The sequence below is a fragment of the Vreelandella sp. ssv genome (assembly GCF_059448525.1).
In genome coordinates this window covers 940,847-960,611 of the sequence record NZ_CM182545.1, presented here as the reverse complement: position 1 = coordinate 960,611, position 19,765 = coordinate 940,847, and the positions used below count along the sequence as shown (strand labels likewise).

The 19,765-nt window shown below is 54.2% G+C and carries 19 protein-coding genes; 10 read left to right on the top strand and 9 right to left on the bottom strand.

Features of this window, described 5'->3' with window-relative positions; all coding sequences use genetic code 11:
• Positions 1-10 precede the first annotated feature (10 nt).
• Both cdd and AC5TBW_RS04450 read left to right on the top strand, forming a co-directional pair.
• On the top strand, positions 11-418 hold the full coding sequence (gene cdd, locus AC5TBW_RS04455; protein ID WP_495510918.1) for a cytidine deaminase: 408 nt from the start codon (positions 11-13) through the stop codon (positions 416-418).
• Positions 419-553: 135 nt separating this feature from the next.
• Positions 554-1,681 carry an aminotransferase class V-fold PLP-dependent enzyme gene (locus tag AC5TBW_RS04450; protein WP_495510917.1) on the top strand — a complete coding sequence of 376 codons (1,128 nt, stop codon included), beginning with the start codon at positions 554-556 and terminating at the stop codon, positions 1,679-1,681.
• A 70-nt stretch (positions 1,682-1,751) separates the two neighbouring features.
• On the opposite strand, the gene AC5TBW_RS04445 is transcribed toward AC5TBW_RS04450, so the two are convergent.
• On the bottom strand, positions 1,752-2,441 hold the full coding sequence (locus AC5TBW_RS04445) for a CBS domain-containing protein (RefSeq protein WP_495510916.1): 690 nt from the start codon (positions 2,439-2,441) through the stop codon (positions 1,752-1,754).
• Positions 2,442-2,647: 206 nt separating this feature from the next.
• Positions 2,648-4,078: a hypothetical protein gene (locus AC5TBW_RS04440; RefSeq protein WP_495510915.1), complete on the bottom strand. Its 1,431-nt coding sequence runs from the start codon at positions 4,076-4,078 to the stop codon at positions 2,648-2,650.
• A gap of 106 nt (positions 4,079-4,184) precedes the next feature.
• Between AC5TBW_RS04440 and AC5TBW_RS04435 the strand changes: the two genes are divergently transcribed.
• Positions 4,185-5,198 carry a J domain-containing protein gene (locus AC5TBW_RS04435; RefSeq protein ID WP_495510914.1) on the top strand — a complete coding sequence of 338 codons (1,014 nt, stop codon included), beginning with the start codon at positions 4,185-4,187 and terminating at the stop codon, positions 5,196-5,198.
• Between the two features lie 110 nt (positions 5,199-5,308).
• Complete coding sequence (locus AC5TBW_RS04430) at positions 5,309-5,737, top strand: hypothetical protein (protein WP_495510913.1); 429 nt, start codon at positions 5,309-5,311, stop codon at positions 5,735-5,737.
• Here the strand turns inward: AC5TBW_RS04430 and AC5TBW_RS04425 are convergent.
• Complete coding sequence (locus AC5TBW_RS04425) at positions 5,657-8,134, bottom strand: mechanosensitive ion channel domain-containing protein (protein ID WP_495510912.1); 2,478 nt, start codon at positions 8,132-8,134, stop codon at positions 5,657-5,659. The two genes, AC5TBW_RS04430 and AC5TBW_RS04425, sit on opposite strands and share 81 nt — an antisense overlap.
• A 160-nt stretch (positions 8,135-8,294) precedes the next feature.
• Here AC5TBW_RS04425 and AC5TBW_RS04420 point away from each other — a divergent pair, with 160 nt between their 5' ends.
• Positions 8,295-9,305 carry an amidoligase family protein gene (locus AC5TBW_RS04420; RefSeq protein ID WP_495510911.1) on the top strand — a complete coding sequence of 337 codons (1,011 nt, stop codon included), beginning with the start codon at positions 8,295-8,297 and terminating at the stop codon, positions 9,303-9,305.
• Positions 9,306-9,365: 60 nt separating this feature from the next.
• Positions 9,366-10,046: a gamma-glutamyl-gamma-aminobutyrate hydrolase family protein gene (locus AC5TBW_RS04415; RefSeq protein WP_495510910.1), complete on the top strand. Its 681-nt coding sequence runs from the start codon at positions 9,366-9,368 to the stop codon at positions 10,044-10,046.
• A 46-nt stretch (positions 10,047-10,092) separates the two neighbouring features.
• Here AC5TBW_RS04415 and tpx read toward each other — a convergent pair whose 3' ends face one another.
• Entirely contained in the window at positions 10,093-10,593 is a 501-nt protein-coding gene (gene tpx, locus AC5TBW_RS04410) for a thiol peroxidase (protein WP_495510909.1), read from the bottom strand.
• Positions 10,594-10,730: 137 nt separating this feature from the next.
• On the opposite strand from tpx, the gene AC5TBW_RS04405 reads away from it, so the two are divergent.
• Positions 10,731-11,447 (top strand): glutamine amidotransferase, encoded by a 717-nt coding sequence (locus AC5TBW_RS04405; protein ID WP_495510908.1) that lies wholly within the window; start codon positions 10,731-10,733, stop codon positions 11,445-11,447.
• Positions 11,448-11,453: 6 nt separating this feature from the next.
• Here the strand turns inward: AC5TBW_RS04405 and nfi are convergent, their stop codons facing one another.
• The 3 genes from nfi to AC5TBW_RS04390 form a co-directional block, all read right to left on the bottom strand.
• Complete coding sequence (gene nfi / locus AC5TBW_RS04400; protein ID WP_495510907.1) at positions 11,454-12,146, bottom strand: deoxyribonuclease V; 693 nt, start codon at positions 12,144-12,146, stop codon at positions 11,454-11,456.
• A gap of 119 nt (positions 12,147-12,265) precedes the next feature.
• Positions 12,266-13,981 carry a DEAD/DEAH box helicase gene (locus tag AC5TBW_RS04395; RefSeq protein ID WP_495510906.1) on the bottom strand — a complete coding sequence of 572 codons (1,716 nt, stop codon included), beginning with the start codon at positions 13,979-13,981 and terminating at the stop codon, positions 12,266-12,268.
• 91 nt (positions 13,982-14,072) lie between these two features.
• A complete protein-coding gene (locus AC5TBW_RS04390; protein WP_495510905.1) occupies positions 14,073-14,261 on the bottom strand; it encodes a hypothetical protein in 189 nt (62 codons plus the stop codon).
• Positions 14,262-14,513: 252 nt separating this feature from the next.
• Here AC5TBW_RS04390 and AC5TBW_RS04385 point away from each other — a divergent pair, with 252 nt between their 5' ends.
• Positions 14,514-14,711, top strand: a complete 198-nt coding sequence (locus AC5TBW_RS04385) for a CsbD family protein (RefSeq protein WP_495510904.1) — start codon at positions 14,514-14,516, stop codon at positions 14,709-14,711.
• Positions 14,712-14,864: 153 nt separating this feature from the next.
• The gene (locus tag AC5TBW_RS04380) at positions 14,865-15,347 is read left to right on the top strand and encodes a PRC-barrel domain-containing protein (RefSeq protein WP_495510903.1); all 483 of its coding nucleotides are present in this window, start codon (positions 14,865-14,867) and stop codon (positions 15,345-15,347) included.
• A gap of 116 nt (positions 15,348-15,463) precedes the next feature.
• Here the strand turns inward: AC5TBW_RS04380 and AC5TBW_RS04375 are convergent, their stop codons facing one another.
• Positions 15,464-16,462: a glutathione S-transferase family protein gene (locus AC5TBW_RS04375; RefSeq protein ID WP_495510902.1), complete on the bottom strand. Its 999-nt coding sequence runs from the start codon at positions 16,460-16,462 to the stop codon at positions 15,464-15,466.
• Between the two features lie 92 nt (positions 16,463-16,554).
• On the bottom strand, positions 16,555-17,478 hold the full coding sequence (locus AC5TBW_RS04370; RefSeq protein ID WP_495510901.1) for a LysR family transcriptional regulator: 924 nt from the start codon (positions 17,476-17,478) through the stop codon (positions 16,555-16,557).
• Positions 17,479-17,916: 438 nt separating this feature from the next.
• Here AC5TBW_RS04370 and AC5TBW_RS04365 point away from each other — a divergent pair, with 438 nt between their 5' ends.
• A complete protein-coding gene (locus AC5TBW_RS04365) occupies positions 17,917-19,644 on the top strand; it encodes a peptidoglycan DD-metalloendopeptidase family protein (protein ID WP_495510900.1) in 1,728 nt (575 codons plus the stop codon).
• Positions 19,645-19,765: the final 121 nt, after the last annotated feature.

Sequence of the window (19,765 nt, the reverse complement as noted above, 5' to 3'; positions counted from 1 at the left end):
AGGAAAAATGATGGAACAGGTATCAGAAGAGATCGTTCAGAAACTATTCAGCGCACGCGCGAACGCCTATGTGCCCTACTCCGCGCACCCGGTGGCGTCAGTCATGGTAACTCCTGACGGTCATCAGTTTGCGGGCACCAACGTGGAAGTAGCGCACTACAAAGGCCTGTGTGCCGAAGCATCGGCCATTTCCGCCATGATTACTGCCGGGCAGCGCCAGTTGGCGACCGTGTACGTGATGGGGCCTGGCGATCACCTCTGCACGCCCTGCGGTGACTGCCGCCAGCGGATTCGCGAATTTGCCACGCCAGAGACGCAGATCAAGGTGCTCTCCGGTAGCGGCGAATTGATGAAAACCTACACCATGGAAACGCTGCTGCCTGACGCCTTTGGGCCAGAGCAGTTGCCGCCGCGCTAAGCCAGCCCCCTGTGCAATCAAAACCAGCCCCACGTGGGCTGGTTTTGTGCTTTTATTGCTCGTACTCTTAGAAACATCTTTTTGCTTACGACGCAATGTGCCGAATAGAGCACAGCACCTATTTAGGAGAACGCCATGGCTGGTTTACTGCCCAACGTCGACCCCGACGGCTTGCTTGAGTACTCAGTGGTCTACACGGACCGCTCGCTGAACCATATGTCCCAACAGTTTCAATCGGTGATGCGCGATATTTCAGCCACGCTGAAAGAGGTGTACAACGCCCACGCAGCGGTAATTGTGCCCGGCAGCGGCACCTTTGGTATGGAAGCAGTGGCGCGTCAGTTTGCCGTTGATCAGAAAACCCTGGTGATCCGCAACGGCTGGTTCAGCTACCGCTGGACACAGATTATAGAGATGGGCCGTTTAACCGACCAGCACTCAGTGCTTAAGGCGCGACGCCTAAATGCCGATGACCCGCGCTCGCCTTTTCAGCCGGTGCCCATTGACGAGGCCGTGGCGCAAATTCGTAGCGAAAAACCTGCCCTTGTGTTCGCCCCGCAGGTGGAAACCTCTGCTGGCTTGCTACTTCCAGATGACTATATTCAAGCGCTCGCCAAGGCCACTCACGAGGTAGGCGGCCTGTTTGTGTTAGACGCCATCGCCGCTGGCACCCTGTGGGTGGATATGCAGGCGCTGGGTATTGATGTGGTGGTAAGCGCACCGCAAAAAGGTTGGAGCGGTTCGCCCTGCTGCGCCATGGTCATGCTCTCCGAGCGGGCTACGCAGCGCTTGAGCGACACTCAGAGTAACAGCTTTGCCTGCGACCTAGGCAAGTGGCACAGCATCATGCAAGCCTATGAGAACGGCGGGCATGCCTACCACGCTACTATGCCTACCGATGCACTGCGGCAGTTGCGGGATATTATGCAGGAGACCCGCGCCTATGGCTTTGCCAAGGTAAAAGAGGAGCAGCAAGCGATTGGTCGTGAAGTCCGTGTCATGCTGAATCGCCACGGGTTTGTCAGCGTTGCTGCGGAAGGCTTTGAAGCCCCAGGCGTGGTGGTGTGCTACAGCGAGGATAGCGGACTGGTGGGCAAACTTGCCCAAGCAGGTGTCCAGGTGGCAGGCGGTGTGCCGCTGATGTGTGATGAAGGTGATAACTTCCAGACCTTCCGCATTGGCCTGTTTGGTTTAGATAAGCTGCACCACACTGAGCGCAGTGTAGAAAACTTAGAAAAAGCGATTAAGGCCGTCGTTGTATAAAAAGCCCAAAAAAGCCCGCTACAAAATAATAGCGGGCATTGATTCAGGTGAGACACGCACTGGGTAACACTTAAATATATCCGACGCCCCGCGGCATCATACCCAGGTGGTTTTCGACCTTAAGAACGCCAGACACATTTTCCGCGGCGACGGTGACCGCCTGCTTCTGCTCATGGGATTCGACCAGCCCCCAAATTTCAACCACACCACCATCCACTATTACGCTAATCCCTTCGGTTCGAACGCCGGTATTGTCCTCAACCTCTTTTAGGATGGCTTGGCGAATTTTGCGATCATCCATGGGTGACTGCGTCGGCGCTACCACTGCATTGGCCATCCCTTGGAGTAAGTTAGCGCGGCTAACAATGCCAACCAACTTGCCATCACGCACCACGGGCACGCGCTTGATACGGTGCTTTTCTAACAAGCGAGCAATGGTATGTAGCGGCGTGTTCTCTTCAACGGTCATTGGATTGGGGGTCATCACCTCATGAGCTTTACGACCATGCGATTTCACATAGTCACTAGCACTCTTACCGCCAGCAAATAACGTTAACCACCATGAACGGCCGTGGCCCTCGTCATCTTCTACCCGGCGCATTAAATCCCCTTCGCTGACGATCCCTACCACTCTATGCTCGGCATCAACCACGGGTACGGCACTAATACGGTGGTGGAGCAACAGTCGAGCAATTTCACTCACTTCAGCGTCAGGCCCCACACTCACCACTTTGGGTGTCATAATATCGATAGCTTGCATGGTAATCCTCCTTGCGCCCAGCCCTTGAGACGGGCTTTTAAAACAGCTGCTTGTGACTGTTTTTTTAAGCTGAGCCGCAGTGCCCATTCTTTGAGCCTAGTTCGCTGGTGGCCATTTGCCTATGCTGTATGGCTATCTAAAAGCGCCCACTGATACTGTTTTGATCTAGCGCAGCTTATTGGGACTTTTTGTTATTTTTTCCTCTCTTATTTGCTCTCCTGAACGGTACTGTTCTCTTCCACTTTTTCAATATCGACAATGCCCGAACGGCTTACAACGACCTTCCAGCGGGCGAGATAGGGCGTGTCTTCACTGCCCGTCTCACGAATCACCAGATTGAACAGGTGACGGCGTTCAACGCTTTCACGCACCGCCTGACCATCTTTAAGTCGGTAGATATGATGTTTACCTTTGCTCATTAGCCGCGTGAGCATGGAGATATCCAGATTGAGCGTTTCACGGGTGTGCTCATAACCACTTAAGAAGCGCGTGGGCGACATCCTTGAGCTCGAGCGGTAGTGAAGGACCATTTCCTCGCGCTGAGCCACCGTGCGGCGACGCATCTGCTGAATATCGCTTTTCAGAGAAGCAAAGCGCTTGTAGTCGAACCACTCCAGTTGGCGACCCACCACGGCATTGCGCGTGGGGTCTAAATACTGGCGGCGCCATTTAGGTCGGCCTTTGCGCAGCAATCGCCATAGGGTGTTGCGCAAATCATCCTTAAACACTTCACGCATGGCGTAGAGCAGCGCCATGGCTAATACAAATAACGCCGAAAGATCCCCTAACGCGCTGCGTAATTGCAGCACGCTTAACGTCACAATCCCCATTACTACCGCCGTGGCCAGCGCTTTGACCGCTTTCTGCTCGCCGCTACCCAGCTCCAATGCCTCTTGCTTCAGCGTAATCGGGTACTCGATCAAACGCCGCAGCAGGCGCATTTTGTTCGACATGCGGGTGGGGTCGGCCATCACTCGCTCAGCGTTGTATTGCTGTTCGCGGCGATACTCACTTTCTCGGTGACACACGCTGATAAAACGGCGACGAATATCGGTAAACTCTCCTCCGCGCGGCATATGCGCCACCAGCGCCAGCAGCTGTTGTTCGGTGAACCATGAGAGGTAGTTATCAATATTGGCAAAATATTTAATGAGGCTTTCATCATCCGGCTGATTGCGCCGCAAACGCTTAAGAATACTGTCACTTAAATCAATCATTTCATGCAGTTGGTCGCGTAACGCCACGGCATTTTCTTGCCCTTCACTGCTCTCTTCCCGCTGTTCTTGACGGGCATGGCGCAATTTATTGGCACTGACCAGCATCGTTTGCGTAGTGCGCTCCATTGCTTCCACGTATTGATAGGCATACAGGCTCAAACTTAACCGATACGAGTCGCTGCCCAGTCGATTACGGCTGGCCAATCGACTATGTACTAGCGGCAGAAGGTATTCATCACTGTAGTAGGTACGCGAGACGTTGATGGCCGAATGATAAAAGGCCTCCTCTGAGATAAGCTGGGTCCTTAGCCCCAACTCGCCTGGCACAAAGAGATAGACGTCGAGGTTATGCGATGTCTCTTCCTTGAGCCGTCGGGTAAGACGCAGCTGAAAGCTGTTTTTACGCTCAACGTTGATCAACTCACCAATCTCCTACTCCTTTGCCTAACGTGATGATATACCATGGCTGAAATAATCATGGCGCTGTAGAAGACCACTGCCGCCTCTTCATCTGTGGAGCCAGGAAATGTCCATTGCCCGTTTTTCACCCTTTGAGCTGCTGCTATTAAAGAGCCGTAGCCAAGTGGATACGGCAACCCTACTGCTGTTGGCATGGGTGCTGGTGCATCGCCAACACGTTTCTGAAGGTCAGCGACGCCGTCGCTTGGCTCAGGTTACCGCTCAGTTTCGTCATGGTCATGAGCTCGCTCCAGTCTTAAGCATTGCCCACAGTCAGGATTTACAGGCGATTCAGCTTGCCGCTGAAGTCGTGCGTAAAGAGTGCGGTAAAGAGCGCAGCCTGAGCGTTATTCATCAAGCGATCACCGTTGCCACTGATGATGGCGAACTGTCGCTCGCCAACCACTACGTTTTGCGCTTTTTAGCTGACTTGCTAGGCGTTGCTCCGATGACCTTAAACACTCTGTTTAAGGAGCTGACGGGGACAACGCTTACCAACCCTGAAGATCCTAGCCGGGACACTTATTGGCAAACCCACGACCCAGATTACCATGCCCGTAAAGCCCGTGATGCCGCAGCGGCTGAGCAGCAACACCAGCAGGCCAACGCGCGGGCAGAGCAGCAGCAACGACAGAAAGAGCAACGCGACTATCAGAAGCAGCAAAAGCAGCAGGAAAAACAGCAGCGCCAAGAGGAAGCCCGCAAAACACGGGAACAAGAGCAGCGTCGCCAACAGGAGCGAGAGCGCCAACGTCAGCGAGAACAAGCCGAAAGGGAACAGCAGCGCTCTCGACGACAGGACTCCCGCCAGCAAGGTTCGTATCAGGAAGAGCGACGCAATAACCACTCACGCCAGCAGCGCGCCTCGACGCCGCCTCCCGATCGCACTACCCGGGCACTTTCAATTCTAGGACTTAACCCAGGCGCTACACGGATAGAGGTTCGGCACGCTTACCGGCGAATGGCACAATTACACCACCCCGACCGTTTCTATTCAGAAAGCGAGCAACAGGTAGCCCTGGCGTCCGCACGCTTTCAGCGTATCAAAAACGCCTATGATTATTTGATGCAAACTTATTGAGGCCGTGAAGCGTTAACCCTTATGCGCGATGCACCGGCCCGCTAAAATCGAGTGCTAAGTGAAACGATAGCCCAAGAGAAACGCTAGCCTAAGAGAAACCATAGCTTCCTATGCGCGATTTGTACCAGCGCCTCGCGATTTCCCCCGAGGCTAATGAACAAGCAATCAAACACGCCGTGGCTAGTTGCCAGCATAGCGCGCTACGCCAGGATGCCGAGGCGATATTTAGCGTTGCTGAGCGCCGCGAGGCCTACGATACGCTGCACAACACCGTTAGCGATATCAGCAGGTTACGCGCACGCCTGGGCCTCAGCCATGGGGCCCACTGGCAAGGCGATGTGGCCAACGACTTTTCGCTGCCCGCCGATCATGCAATCTCACGCCACGACGAACTGGTGGACCGCGTTAGCCACGCGGTCTCGCTATATAACCGCTACCGCCGTTTGCGCGGACCGTGGCTATTCATCGCCATGTTCACCACCGGAGCTGGCATAGGACTCGCTCTGGGGCTTGCCCTGTGCGGGTTGCTGCCGATGTGAGGCAGCACGGTTAGTCGGCTCATCGTGTTGACGCGCCTGCTCATCGCGACGAATTTCTGCCTTGGTCGGACGTGGGGCGGGCTTGGGCGGCGCGGGTTTCTTATGATCGTCTGTGTTTGATTCGCTTTCTTGCCCAGCGTCTGAATTAACCTGGTTACTTTCTGCTGCGTCATTGTCTAGCGAGAACGAGGTACCCGCGGTGGCCTCCATACGGTCTTCTGAGCGCGACTCCATATTGATACTGAGACGCGGCACGCCCAGGTCAATCTCTTGAGCTTCCATGCGTTGTTTGAGCAGCAGGTTAAATGCACGCGAGACATCCCATTGCATCTCTGGCGCGGTGCGAAAGCGCATTCGCAAGATGGGACAGCCGTCTTCAAATCCCTGAACTCCCTGCATTTCAAGCGGTGACCAGATGTAGTGGCGCATCATCGGGTCGCGACGCAGTTCCTGCGCGGTCTCCTGCATCAGGGTAATGGCATCGTCGATTTTCATATCAAACGGAATGCGGATACGCATCAGCGCGATGCCGAATTGACGAGACATATTATGAATCGACTCAATGCGGCTAAAGGTGATGATATGCACGACCCCATCCAAATCGCGAAGGCGAACCGTGCGCAGTGTTAGTCCTTCAACGGTGCCCATATGGTTATTGATCTGAACAAAGTCATCTACTGCCAGGGAGTCCTCGATCAAAATAAAGATACCGGTGATCAAATCCTGAACCAGGGTTTGTGCACCAAAACCAATCGCCAAACCAATGACACCAGCACCGGCTAGCAGCGGCGTGACATTAACGCCCAAATTGGCCAACCCGGCGATCACGGCAATAATCAAAATGGTCACAAAAATGACGTTGCGGATCATCGGCGTGATGGTTTGCGCCCGGGCCTGATTGACCCGCCGCCCCCGCGATCGTGCCGACGATGTCAGGGCGCGCTGAATAGCGGTATCAGCAAAAATCCAAACCAGCCACGCCAACAGTACCGTGGCGCCCAAACTAACCAACGCTTGGCCAATGCGCGCACTGGCCACCGCTTGCTGACCCAAGCCAAAGAACGAACTGCCCCACACCTGCATCGAAAGCTCAGCAAACACCATCCATGCGCAAATGTGAGCGAGCACAAAGCCAAAGCGCTCAAGACGTTTACGATACTGGCTGTAACGATGACGGTGACGACGCTTGCCCATCCGTTCCGCTTGGCGGCGCAGCAACCCGGTGACGACCAGCGTGAGCACCAGGAGGCTGGCTGAAATAATCGAGCGCGCCAGCGCAGTGCCCACATCGCCAACGGTGATAAAAATTGCCAGCAGCGAACCGCTGACCAGAAGTAGCGCAGGGATATGCCACAGCCCGCCCAGCGAGCGAATCATCTCGACCGCGGTGCTGGCATCCCGGCGCTGCTTGAAGGGACGGTTGCAAATCAAATGCCGCACGGGGCGTTTGTACTTAAGAATAAACCGCGCGGAGAGGAGCGCCGCCAGCATATTGGAGAGAACCGATACCAGGCTCGATAGTTCGCTGCCCAGCATTTCAACCAAGCGGGTTGAGTTGACCGCGTCACCCAATGCAATCAGAGCGCCAATCACAAACATACCGCGCAGGGCATGCTGTTGAAGCAGTTGAACCGCCGTAAATCGGTGGCCGCGACTAAAGAAGGCGATGACCGTTTCAAATACCACCGAGAGCGCCCGACCACACAGGCAGATATAGGCCACTACCAGCACCAGCGTTCGCCCAGGGCTATCGGGAAGCATTTGGCCAATCCCTAATGCGATCGCAAACGCCAACGCCCAGGGCAGCATACGGCGTAAAAAGTGAACCGCCATCAGCCAGCCTTTGGGATCTCGGGGCAGATCCAGCGGCCACTCACGGCGGGTAGCAACCATGCGACCAAAGGCAATCATCATCACCAACAGCACGATCCAAATGACGGCAAGTACCGCCCCTTCAGCGACGGCACGAATTGCCTCGCCTTGGTCAGCATCATCATTGAGCGCACGCAAATCCTCTGCGCCTTGAACAAGCTGGCGTGACCACTGATCAACCGGTGAGTCGCCTGCCTGGGCCTGATCGCCAAGGTCGCTTAATGTGTCGGCAAGTGCGCCTAACAGCCCTTGACGAGCCACGCCCTCATCCTCTCTGGCCGCATCTGCCGTCGCCTGCAGCTCACGCAGCGACGTAAGCAGCTCGGTACGACGCTCTTCGTTTTCAAGCATGGTGATGACATCATTGAGCGAGGTTTGGAACTCTTCGTCACTAACTTCGACCGTTTCCTCCTCGCCCCCACCGCCCAAACTGGGTAGCGACACCGTTTGCGCCTGTGCCTGCGTCATTGCCAACACAAACAAAACGACGCCTATTACCGAGTTGATTAACCAGTGCTGTCGCACGCCTTACTCCTAAAAATTAGCCTAGATAGCACCTTGCTTACCATTTGCCGCCGCCCTGGTTACTGAGTCCAATAATTTTACTGAACCCGGTAATACGCCCAGCCTCAACGCCTGACTATGATAGGCTAGATACCTAAACGTTCACCTCAAGGATGCCGAGATGACGCTACAAGCTCCACCTAACCGCTTAAACAGCGATGGGACTATCAGGCACGTTGGCGTCGAAATTGAGTTCGCTGGCCTACCACCCCGCGACACGGCGATGGTCGTACGTGAGCTGTTTGGCGGGGAGCTTAACGTGGTAAGCCCCCATCGGCTACTAGTAGAGAATACCCGCTGGGGCGAATTTGGTATTGAACTCGACACGCAGTACGCCCATCCGGACAAATCGCTCGTTGATGACCCTCATGCAGAAGACAGCGAATGGGCGCGTCACCAGCACCAACGACGGGTCGAGTTTCACCAAAAAACCCGCGAACTCATCGGTGACATGGTCACAGGCCTCGTGCCTACCGAAATCGTTTGCCCACCAGTGCCCTGGAATGAGCTGGAAGCACTGGACGCGCTGTTTGAAGCATTGCGCGAGCATGGTGCCAAGGGCACCGATGCCAGCTTGCTGTATGGGTTTGGGCTTCACCTAAACCCTGAAGTTGAGCGCTTTGACGTCGACTATTTGCTCGCCATGCTGCGCGCGTATTTATTGCTTGCCGGGTGGCTACGCGATGAAATCAAAGTCGATATTACCCGCGAAATGCTGCCCCACGCCAATCCGTTTCACAAAGCATACGCGCTAAAAGTGCTGGATAGCCGCTACTCGCCGGACCTCGACACACTGATAGACGACTACCTGCACTACAATCCAACCCGCAATCGCGAGCTGGATATGCTGCCGCTGTTTGCCTATTTGCGTCCCAACCATGGTCATGAATTGCTTCATTCTCAGCTCACCAAGCCGCGCCCTACCTTTCATTATCGATTGCCTAATGCCCAGCTTTCTCAGCCAGGTTGGGGCTCAGTCATCGAGTGGAATCGCTGGGTAGAAGTTGAGAAGCTTGCCGCAAATTCTGAGGTATTGCTCGCTCGCTGCGCTGAGTATATTGCCGACCATAACCGACCAATGCTGATCCGCGTCAAAGAGAAGCTGGTTCGTTGGCTTCGTCGTGAGCGCTAGCATTTGTACAGCGCCTCGTTTTGCCTCTTTCATTTCCTGTCACAGTGAGTAACCACCTGCATGTCTCGGCCGCTTATCGGAATTACTACCTCTGACCAAAAAAGCCACTTAGCGTGGTGGTTTGATTGGTTTGCCGTTTGGCGGCACGGTGGAAAACCACTACGGCTATCGCCTTCACGCGACCAGCCGGAAAGTCTGGATGGGCTAATCATTGGTGGTGGCGACGATATACAGGCCCATCTGTATGGTGGCGAAGTGCAGTTGGATGTACGCCTTGATCCTGCTAGGGATGAACTGGAACTTGCTTTACTGGAGCGGTTTATTCCGCTAAATACCCCTGTGCTTGGCATTTGCCGGGGCGCTCAATTAATCAATGTGCACCTTGGCGGCACCCTGGACCCCGATATCTACACCACCCATGAAGGGCTAAAACGGCGCCGGACGGTACTGCCCCGCAAAACCGTCGATATTGTCGGGGCGAGTAAACTGCACCGCTTGCTTGGCGTCACCTGGTGTCGGGTCAACAGTCTGCATCACCAGGCCGTTTATGACGCTGGTAGAGGAATTGAGATCGTCGCCAGAGACAGAGACGGCTTGGTGCAGGGCATAGAGTCCCGCGAGCACGACTTTTTGATTGGCGTACAGTGGCACCCGGAGTGGCTGATTTTCAACCGCCCCCAGCAGCGCCTCATTCGCGCACTGGTGAGGGCTTCGAAACGTCACGCTACACGGCGTGGCTAACGGTACAAACAACAATAAACAGTACAAACATCAATAGCAGTGCGAACTAGTTTAATACCGCCAAGGCGGCTTCGTAGTCCGGTTCGTTTTTCAGTTCGCTGACGAGCTCGCTATGCAGCACGCGGTTATCTGCATCTAGCACGACCACTGCGCGGGCACACAACCCCTCCATTGGGTTATTACACAGTGCCACGCCCCAGGCTTCACGAAATTCTGGATGACGGAAAGTCGACAACGTTTCGACGTTATCCAGCCCCTCCGCCCCACAAAAGCGTTTGGCTGCAAAAGGCAAGTCCGCCGAGACCACCAATACAACGGTGTCAGCCAGATTCGATGCCAGCTCGTTAAAGTGGCGCGTTGACATAGCGCAGGTAGGCGTATCCACGCTGGGGATGATATTCAGCACCTTACGCTTGCCCGCATAAGTCTCAAGCGTGACGTCCTGGAGATCAGTGTTGGTAAGGGTCATCTCAGGTGCCGCCTGACCTTTAGCAGGTAGAGTACCAGCGACATCCAGCGGCTCGCCCGCACGGGTAATTTGTTGCATTATCGTCTCCTTATCATCGTTAATAGTGAATGCGTTCTTACCATCAGAGAAGCCATGATAGGCTATCTTCACGCCTTTACGCTCTTCCTGAAAGGCCCTTGTTCAACGTTTGCGTTTCATCCTACCGAGGGAGTGATATGGCCTGTGTATTAATCGTTAAAACCGGCGACGCTTATCCAGAAATTGTCGACCAGCACGGTGATTTTGAAACGCTATTTGAGAAGCAACTTAGCGCGGCTCTGCCAGCGCATTTACACGTTCAGGTGTGGGATGCGAGACACAATCTTACCGCGCCAGCGCTCGACACCTTAGCAGGCATACTCATCACCGGTTCACATAGCATGGTCAGTGATGCCGAGCCCTGGAGTGAAGCACTTAAACCGTGGCTACAAGAGGCGTTGGAAAACGATACGCCCATGCTAGGCGTTTGCTACGGCCACCAGCTCATGGCGGCCGCCTTCGGTGGCGTCAGCGACTATCACCCCGCCGGCCGCGAATCGGGCACGCATACGGTACGGCTAACGCAGGCTGGCCAACAAGACCCGCTGTTTAGCCAACTACCAGACAGCTTTCCTGCTCATCTTTCCCATGCCCAATCGGTGATGCAGGCTCCTCATGATTGCACCGTGCTGGCCCACAACAGTCACGATGCCCATCAAGCACTGCGCTACGGCCCACGCCAGTGGAGCGTACAGTTTCATCCAGAGTTTAATGAACCCGTTATGCGCGCCTATATCGAACGCCAACGCGCCGCGTTACGCGACCAGGGTGATAACCCTGAAAGCCTGTCGGCCGAGGTGACGAGTGCACCTGACGCGGCTAGCCTGCTGCAGCGCTTCCTCGCGTTTGTATAGCCCCGACTAACGCTGATCGCGCCGCGATGCTAAGCGATCGGCAAGCCGCGTTGGCTCAGGTAGTTTGGTGCTTCCCAAGCACCGCATCACCCAGGTAAGCGATGTCTCCAGGGTGATGCGGTGCCCTGGTGAGACATACACAGGTTTAACCTTGGCACGAGAGCGCAGCACCACGCCGATGGTTTCATTGCCGGCACTGCCGGCGTAAAGCGGCACCCAATCGCCGCGCCGATCACCCACCTCAGTGTGTTTTCCATATAGGCGTGACTTGGCAACCCCGATAGTCGGTAGATCCAGCCATAAACCTAAGTGAGCCGCTACGCCTAATCTGCGCGGATGGGCAATGCCCTGTCCATCAACCATGACCAATTCGGGCATCACGCTGAGTTTTTCAAACGCACCCAACGCCGCAGGAATTTCACGAAACGATAGCAAACCGGGAATGTAAGGCATTCGGGTGGGCTCACGGTGAACCACTTGCTCAGCCACGCTTAAATCGGGTGCGGTGGCAGGATCCCACTTCAATACGACCACCGCTGCCCGAGTGACTTCGCCGCCCTCTTCGAATCCAATATCCACCCCGGCAATATGCATTACCGGCGCCAGGCGATCAGTAAGCTCCAATCGCTTCGCCAACTGCGACTGCAGCGCCCGCGCCTCTCGTGGGGCCAAATTCCATTCATGAAGCGGTGCGAACATGGTTTCCTCCTTGAAACGGTGAATGATAAATAAGGTAGCAAAAAAACGCCCCCGCACCAGTAAAGGTGCGGGGGCGTTGAGATCTTCTCAGTTGCCGCTTGGCGGCAGCTAATTAATCCTTATGCACGTTCGCGACGACGAACCGGCGCATCGCCTTCGTCACGACGGCGGCGCGGTGCGCGCTCAGCCGGTGCGCTGTCTTCGCTGATTTCCAGCGGACGACCGGCCACTCGGGCACGTGCCATCTTATCTAGAATTGTCGAGGGCAAACCGCTCGGCAGTTCAACAACAGAGAACGCGTTGCGAATATCGATACGTCCGATACGCGCGCCTTCAATGCCGCCTTCATTGGCAAGAGCACCCACTAACTGGCCCGGCTTAACGCCATCTTTATGACCTACGGAGACGCGATAACGCGTCATGCCTTCGGTCGGGCCGCTAGTGCGTTCGCGACGAGCACCCGGCTTACCGGCCGGAGCGCCATCACGTGAAGGCTTCTCTTTACGCGGCGCCTGTAGGCGACCAATCGGCGCTTCGTCAGCGCGCGCCATAGCGGCAAACGCACAGGTCAGCTCGATCGGGTCATGCCCCTCTTCGACCAGACGCTCAATCAGAGCACGCTGCTCTTCTGCGCCTTTGGTCAACGAGGCAATCACGCGCTGATGGAAGACTTCATCGCGGTGGGCACGAATAGCGGCTTCATCGGGCAGCGCCATTTCAGTCATTTTCTGACCGGTAGCCTGCTCCATCCAGCCCACTTTGCGGCCTTCACGGAAGCCAGCAAAGGTGATCGCAATACCGCTACGACCCGCACGACCGGTACGGCCGATACGGTGGGTGTAAGCTTCCGCATCCTGTGGCAGATCGTAGTTGATGACGTGCGTAATGCGCGACACGTCAAGACCACGCGCTGCGACGTCGGTGGCGATCAGGACGTCGACTTTGCCACGCTTCAAGCGCGTAATGGTACGCTCACGCAGGCTCTGATCCAGATCACCGGACAGACCAGCGGCGTTAACACCACGAGCGGTCAATTGCTCAACTAGCGTGGTACAAGCAGCACGGGTACGTACAAAGACGATGGCCCCATCGACCGGCTCGACTTCGAGGATACGCGCAACGGCTTCAAGCTTAGCGCCACCATCAACGCGCACAATACGCTGTTCGATGTTTTCGCCAGTGGTCGTACCTGACTCAATCGCGACTTTAACCGGATTAACCAAGTAACGGTTAACGATGCGTTCAATTTCAGCCGGGAGAGTGGCTGAGAAGAACACACGCTGAGCATCTTTCGGGGTATCGGCAACCACGCGTTTTACGTCGTCGATAAAGCCCATGCGCAGCATTTCATCAGCTTCGTCCAACACAAGAGCAGATAGGCCATCAAGCTTGAGGCTACCGCGATCCAGGTGGTCGATAATACGGCCAGGCGTACCCACAACCACTTGTGCGCCACGCTTAAGGGCGCCTAGCTGTTCACGGTACTCTTGACCGCCACAAAGGGTCGCAACTTCGAGACCTTTGAGGTTTTGGCCATACTTACTGAACGAGGCAGCTACCTGCTGAGCCAATTCGCGGGTTGGCGCCATCACCAACACTTGCGGCTCGCGGCGAGTCAGTTCTAAACGTGACAGTAACGGTAATGCAAACGCTGCAGTTTTGCCGGTGCCGGTTTGTGCTTGGCCCAGCATATCGCGGCCTTCAAGTAGCGCAGGGATGGTTTGCGCTTGAATCGGCGAAGGAACTAAATAGCCCTGAGATTCAACAGCAGACAGAACGGCAGGCAAAAGAGCCAGATCGCCGAAGCTCGGCGAGGCGACAGAAGTCGAGGTCATTAATCACACCTTGGTAGGCCGGTAAGCACCGGCAAAAAACATCATAAGCGTCCCTGACTCAGTCAGCGCATAACGACATAAAATGTGGTCGTTATCGATAACAGGCACCGCCGTAGCGGTCAAAGCCATCAATGGAGTCGGAGACGCCGGTCGCACCTAGCATCCGGTTGGCAAACACCGCGTTAGCGGGCCAACCGTTGTGGCGACCTTCTGCGCCGATTTCACCCGTGTGGTGAAATACTGGAGGCGCGCCATCTACACAGCAATGAACATCTAGCAATTGGCGAGATGTTCCCGCAAGCGAAACTACGAATAACCATTAACAATGACGCATTAATAACTACGTAGACAAACGCTCACCGTCGTGATGGAGGGGTCAGCACATGCGAGGAGCGCGCATCCTAACATTGCATGTGGCTCCTGACCAGCACTTTTAACTTACACCACATTGGATCAAAGACTTGCACTTGTGCATATATGGTCTAATCTAGGAAATGCCTAATTAAGTTCACTATACTCAAGGAGTGATGCTATGAACTGGGATCAAATTGAAGGCAAATGGACAGAGATGAAAGGAAAGGCACGCTCTAGCTGGGGCGAACTTACCGACGATGAGCTGGATCAGATTGCTGGCAAGAAAGACCAGCTGGTCGGCAAGCTTCAGCAGAAATACGGCCTTGAGCGCGAAGAAGCTGAGCGCAGAGCCGATGAATGGGCTGAAAAGCAGTAACTCGCTTTCAAACCAATCTGTTGAGTCAAAAGACATTTATTATCTTCGTTATTAAGTAGCCGCTATTTACGTAAACAGTCACTGATGTCGTCAATATTTACTCAGTGCCTGCTAGTGAGACCTACTATTATCGTAGCCACATGGAGAGATGCTATGCGTAAGACAATCCTTACAACCGTAATCGGTACCGTCCTGATGGGCAGCGTTGCTATGAGTGCTCATGCGCAGAACGAGCCACAAGGAATGTATTCTGCCGATGACATTCTCGATGCAGAGGTCTACTTTGCCGGCGGTTCCGGCGAAGAAATTGGTGAAGTAGACGACATCTTGTTTGATGAAGAGATGCGCATCACAGCGCTGGTCATTGAAAGTGGTTCAGTACTGGGTCTAGGCGGTCGCGAAATTGTCGTTGATACCGATTTCTTTACCCTTGAAACCAATATGGATGACGATGGTGATACCGAGCACCGCATCATGGTCGAAGCCAGCCAGGAAGAAGTAGAAGCCTTCCCTGCTTATAACAACGATTGGTGGGAGCAGACCAAAGCCAACGCCCGCGATGCTTGGGAAACTACCCAGGAAGGCGCGCAAAGCGCTTGGCAAAAAACTCGCGAAGCGGTTAACGCCGACGAGTAATCAAGTATATGCCACTATTAATGTGGCATAGAGATTAAGCTGAGCTGAGCTTAACGAAAAGGGCCGCCCATTGGGCGGCCCTTTTGATTTTAAAGCTGCTTAATATTGGTGCTGGCTTAAGCTTTACGACGGCGCACACCTTTGCCAGACAAACGATTGCGATCGTGAGGCTGCTCAAAATCGAGCAACGGGCCAGCAGGAACAATACGTGTCGGATTAATCGTGCCGTGGCTGTAATAGTAGTGGCGTTTGATGTGATCCATATTGACGGTCTCTGCTACGCCCGGCCACTGGTAGATTTCTCTCACATAATTGGAGAGATTGGGGTAATCCTCTATACGCTTAAAATTGCATTTGAAATGGCCGTAGTAAACCGCATCGAACCGGATCAGCGTTGTGAAAAGACGAATATCTGCCTCGGTGAACCACTCCCCGGCCAAATAGCGATGCTCTGCTAAGCGCTCTTCCATGCGCTCTAGCGCGTCAAACAACGCCTTTACATGTTTTTCGTAAACCGCTTGCTCAGTTGCGAAACCGGACTTGTAGACCCCATTATTAATGTGATCGTATACATCGGCATTCACCTCATCAATCACGCCGCGCAGATCGTCTGGATAAAAGTCCAAATCATTGCCAGTGAGCTCATCGAAGGCATGGTTAAGCATGCGCAGTAAATCAGCAGACTCATTATTGATAATCGCACTGCGCTGCTTGTCCCAAAGGACGGGCACGGTGACACGGCCGGTATAGCGCGGATCGGTCATGGTATAAAGCTGATGGTGAAAGTCGACGCCGTTAATGGGATCGCCACTGGCACCTTCGTCCTGCCGATACGTCCAGCCATGATCAAGCATCAAAGGGCTGACATGTGAGGTGCCCATTAACGGTTCCAGCCCTTTAAGCTTACGCATAATCAGGACGCGGTGTGCCCAAGGGCAGGCGAGCGATACATATAAATGGTAGCGGTCTTTTTCTGCAGGGTAGCTATCGCCGTCGGTTTCTGACTGGGCGCCCACCCAGTCGCGTAGCTGGGCTGACTCGCGCACAAACTCGCCACCGTGCTTTTTAGTGTCGTACCACTGATCTTGCCATTCGCCGTCTACAAGTAATCCCATGGGGCATCTCCTGAAAAGTCATTGAGAGTGTTTGGCTGGGTGCCTTTCGATTTTCAGCATACGCCCGCTTCAAGGATGCTCAAGCGGATGTTTTACGGCCTTTCATTCGAGTGAATCGAATCATGCAATGCACACTCGCTGATGACGGCCTGTTTCAGCGCGGCTGCCATCGCATGAGCCGCAGGCCCCGCACGATCGCGATCACGAAAAATAATCTGGATGGGCACTTCTCGAATGCCTCCTGCGGGCAGTGGCAGCGGCTTTAATTGGCCGTTTTTCAACTCCTCACCAATACGCGTTTCAGGCATCCACGCAAACCCTAAGCCACGACGAAGCATATCAAGCGACGTATTAAGGTGAGTCACGGTCCACCGCTGTTCCGCTTTCAACCAGCCCGCATTGGTTGACTGACGCAACGCTGAGTCGCGCACCACCAACTGCCGATGCTGCGCCAGGTCGCGTAGATCCAACGGGCGCCCCAGTTGGTGAAGGGCATGCTTAGGATGCGCGACCGCAACAAAACGAACCGTGACCAGCGGTTCGCCTAAGAAGCCCTGCGCCTCAATACCAGACACCACTAGGTCTGCACGGCCATCGTAAAGCATCTCAATGCCACCATTGAGCACACTCTCGTGCAACTGAACACGCACCTGAGGGTATGCTTCAGAAAAACGCTCCAGCGCTTTAGCCTGAGCGGCAGTTGGGAAAATCTGGTCGATGGCCAACACTACTTCCGCTTCCAGACCCGCGGCGAGCCGAGTCGCCACATCTTCAAGCGAAGCAGCGCTCTCAATTAACTGGCGAGCGCGGCGAAGCAGCAGCTCCCCCGCTTCGGTCAAACGCACTTGGCGACCAATGGGCTCCAGCACCTGAACCCCTAGCTGTTCTTCTAATTTATGGACGGCATGGTTTAGCGTAGAAGGACTTTTATGTACAGCTTCCGCCGCACGCGCGAATCCGCCATGATCAACGACGGCGGCCAACATTTGCCATTGTGAAAGTGTTACCCGGGACATTTCGATTTCCTCAACGCAATACAGCGAAACAATGCGCTTAATATTCGAAAAAACACGACTAGAATGCCAGGAAACGACCAGCAGTGCCGCCCGTGTGTACAAAAACCCTGTTAATACTTATAAATAACGGGCATTGAAAGGGTCACTCAAACATAATGAGTCTATAAATTTTAGACATTCATTGTATTTGTGCTTTAAAAAAATCAGTTATCGTCTATGGTTAGTGCAGGTTATTTAATTAGCATGCTTAATCTGTTACATTTGTTAGCAAACGGTGTTTATAAATAGTAATCTTTAGATATTCTTGCCATATTCATGTTTAATTATCCTTTATGTATGGACATACAGTCTATGCACCCCTTCCCTCATGGGGTATGGTCTCTGGGTTTATGCTCTTAAGTGTCACTTTTAATCACGAACTCGGCGGTCCATTTACCCATGTTGCGAATCCTCCATTCGCTGCCCCGCACGCACAAATTATTACTGTTACCCGTGGCCACTATGGTCACTGTGCTGGGCACACAGAAGTTACTGACGACATACCAAGATTTGAACCAATCGTATACACCGCTTGAAAGCGTGCTGGTACCGCTTCCTAGCGATTCTGCTCCGGGTGTTCCCTCCCTGCGTCAAGAACGCACCCCGGTGGCAGAAGCGATCGACCGCGCTTCTCGCGCCCTCGACGCCACCCGCGAACACATCCCCCTCAGCGAGTTAACCGCTACCGAGATCGTTGATCTCGACATGAACGTCATTTCAGCTGCAAAAGCGGATATGGCAGGGCAAAGTGCCCTGGAAAACGAAGTGACGGTCTTGAATGCCTCAGCCGTGAATACACCAGCACTGAATAACGCCATGTTAAGTAGCGCTGGGCTAGATGGCGGCGCGCTGCATATGGCAATTGTTCTAGGTACCCTTTCCAGCGGCATGCTAGATGTCGACGATGCTTCGTCCGTTGAAATTGCCGATGCCACTTCCTACGAAGATTATGGCGCTGAGTTATTCGATGACATCTCATTTCTGAATCTAGAGCTGGCGGCCGAAGAACCCTTTGTGCCTGAGTGGGAAACGCACATTGTTGAATCTGGCGAAACGTTCGCGATGCTCGCGCAAGATGAACTAGGCCTTGGTTACAGCGAAGTGCTGGCCCTGCTTGACGATTTACCCGACCAGCGCATGCTCACTAACTGGCGTGCCGGCCATAGCTTTGACTATCAGCTGGATGAAGATGGGCGCTTGCTGTCATTGCGTATGATGCAAAACACCCGCGACGGCATTTTGTTGGAGAAAGATGCAGAGCATTTCGCTGTCACTACCATTGAGCGTCAGGGCGAGCCTGTTCAGCGCCTTTACGCAGGTAGCGTCAGCGGTAGTTTCGCACGCTCAGCCCAGGCGACCGGCTTAAACAGTGGGTCAGTCACGGAACTGACAAAGCTACTTGAGAAAAAACTCGATTTCCGTCGTGATAGCCGCCGGGGCGATCGCTTCCAGGTGCTGGTTGAGTCGGACATGATCGACGGGGAAACGCTTGACTCACGCGTACTAGCGGTTCAATACGACGGCGAGCGCATGGACCTCACCGTTGTTCGTAACACTACCGACGATAATTTTTATACGCCTGAGGGCGGCAGCCTGGATCCAGCATTTTCCCGCCACCCCTTTGAAGGCAGCTATCGTTTAAGCTCCAACTACAACCCGCGCCGCAAACACCCTGTGACGGGTCGGATTAGCCCGCATAACGGTACTGACTTTGCTATGCCCATTGGCACACCCGTAACGGCACCTGCTAATGGCGTCGTTGAGCGCGTGAGCAATCATCATGCGGCAGGGCGCTATATCGTCATTCGTCACGACAATGGCTACCGTACCCGCTACTTGCACCTCTCCCGTCCGCTGGTAAGCCAAGGTGAGCGTGTCACGATGGGCGAGCGTATTGCGCTGTCAGGTAACACTGGTCGAAGCACCGGCCCTCACCTGCACTATGAAGTCATCGTCAACAACTCCCCGGTGAATGCGATGACAGTTGCCCTTCCCGAAAATACCAGCTTAAGCGGCGATACGCTGGTGGCATTCCAAAACCAAGCTAGGCCTATTTTAGCCGCGCTTGAAAGTGGCGAAACTGGCCCGGTTAGCGTGGCTAACTATCAACAGCAAAGCGACGACTAGCGTTCTGTTATCATTAGTCTTTAAACAGCAAAACACCGCCATTGGGCGGTGTTTTGCGTTAGTGGTCTCTATTCCTGCTCTTGAGACCACTTAGCTTCAAGTGCTTAGTTTCAAGTGCTTA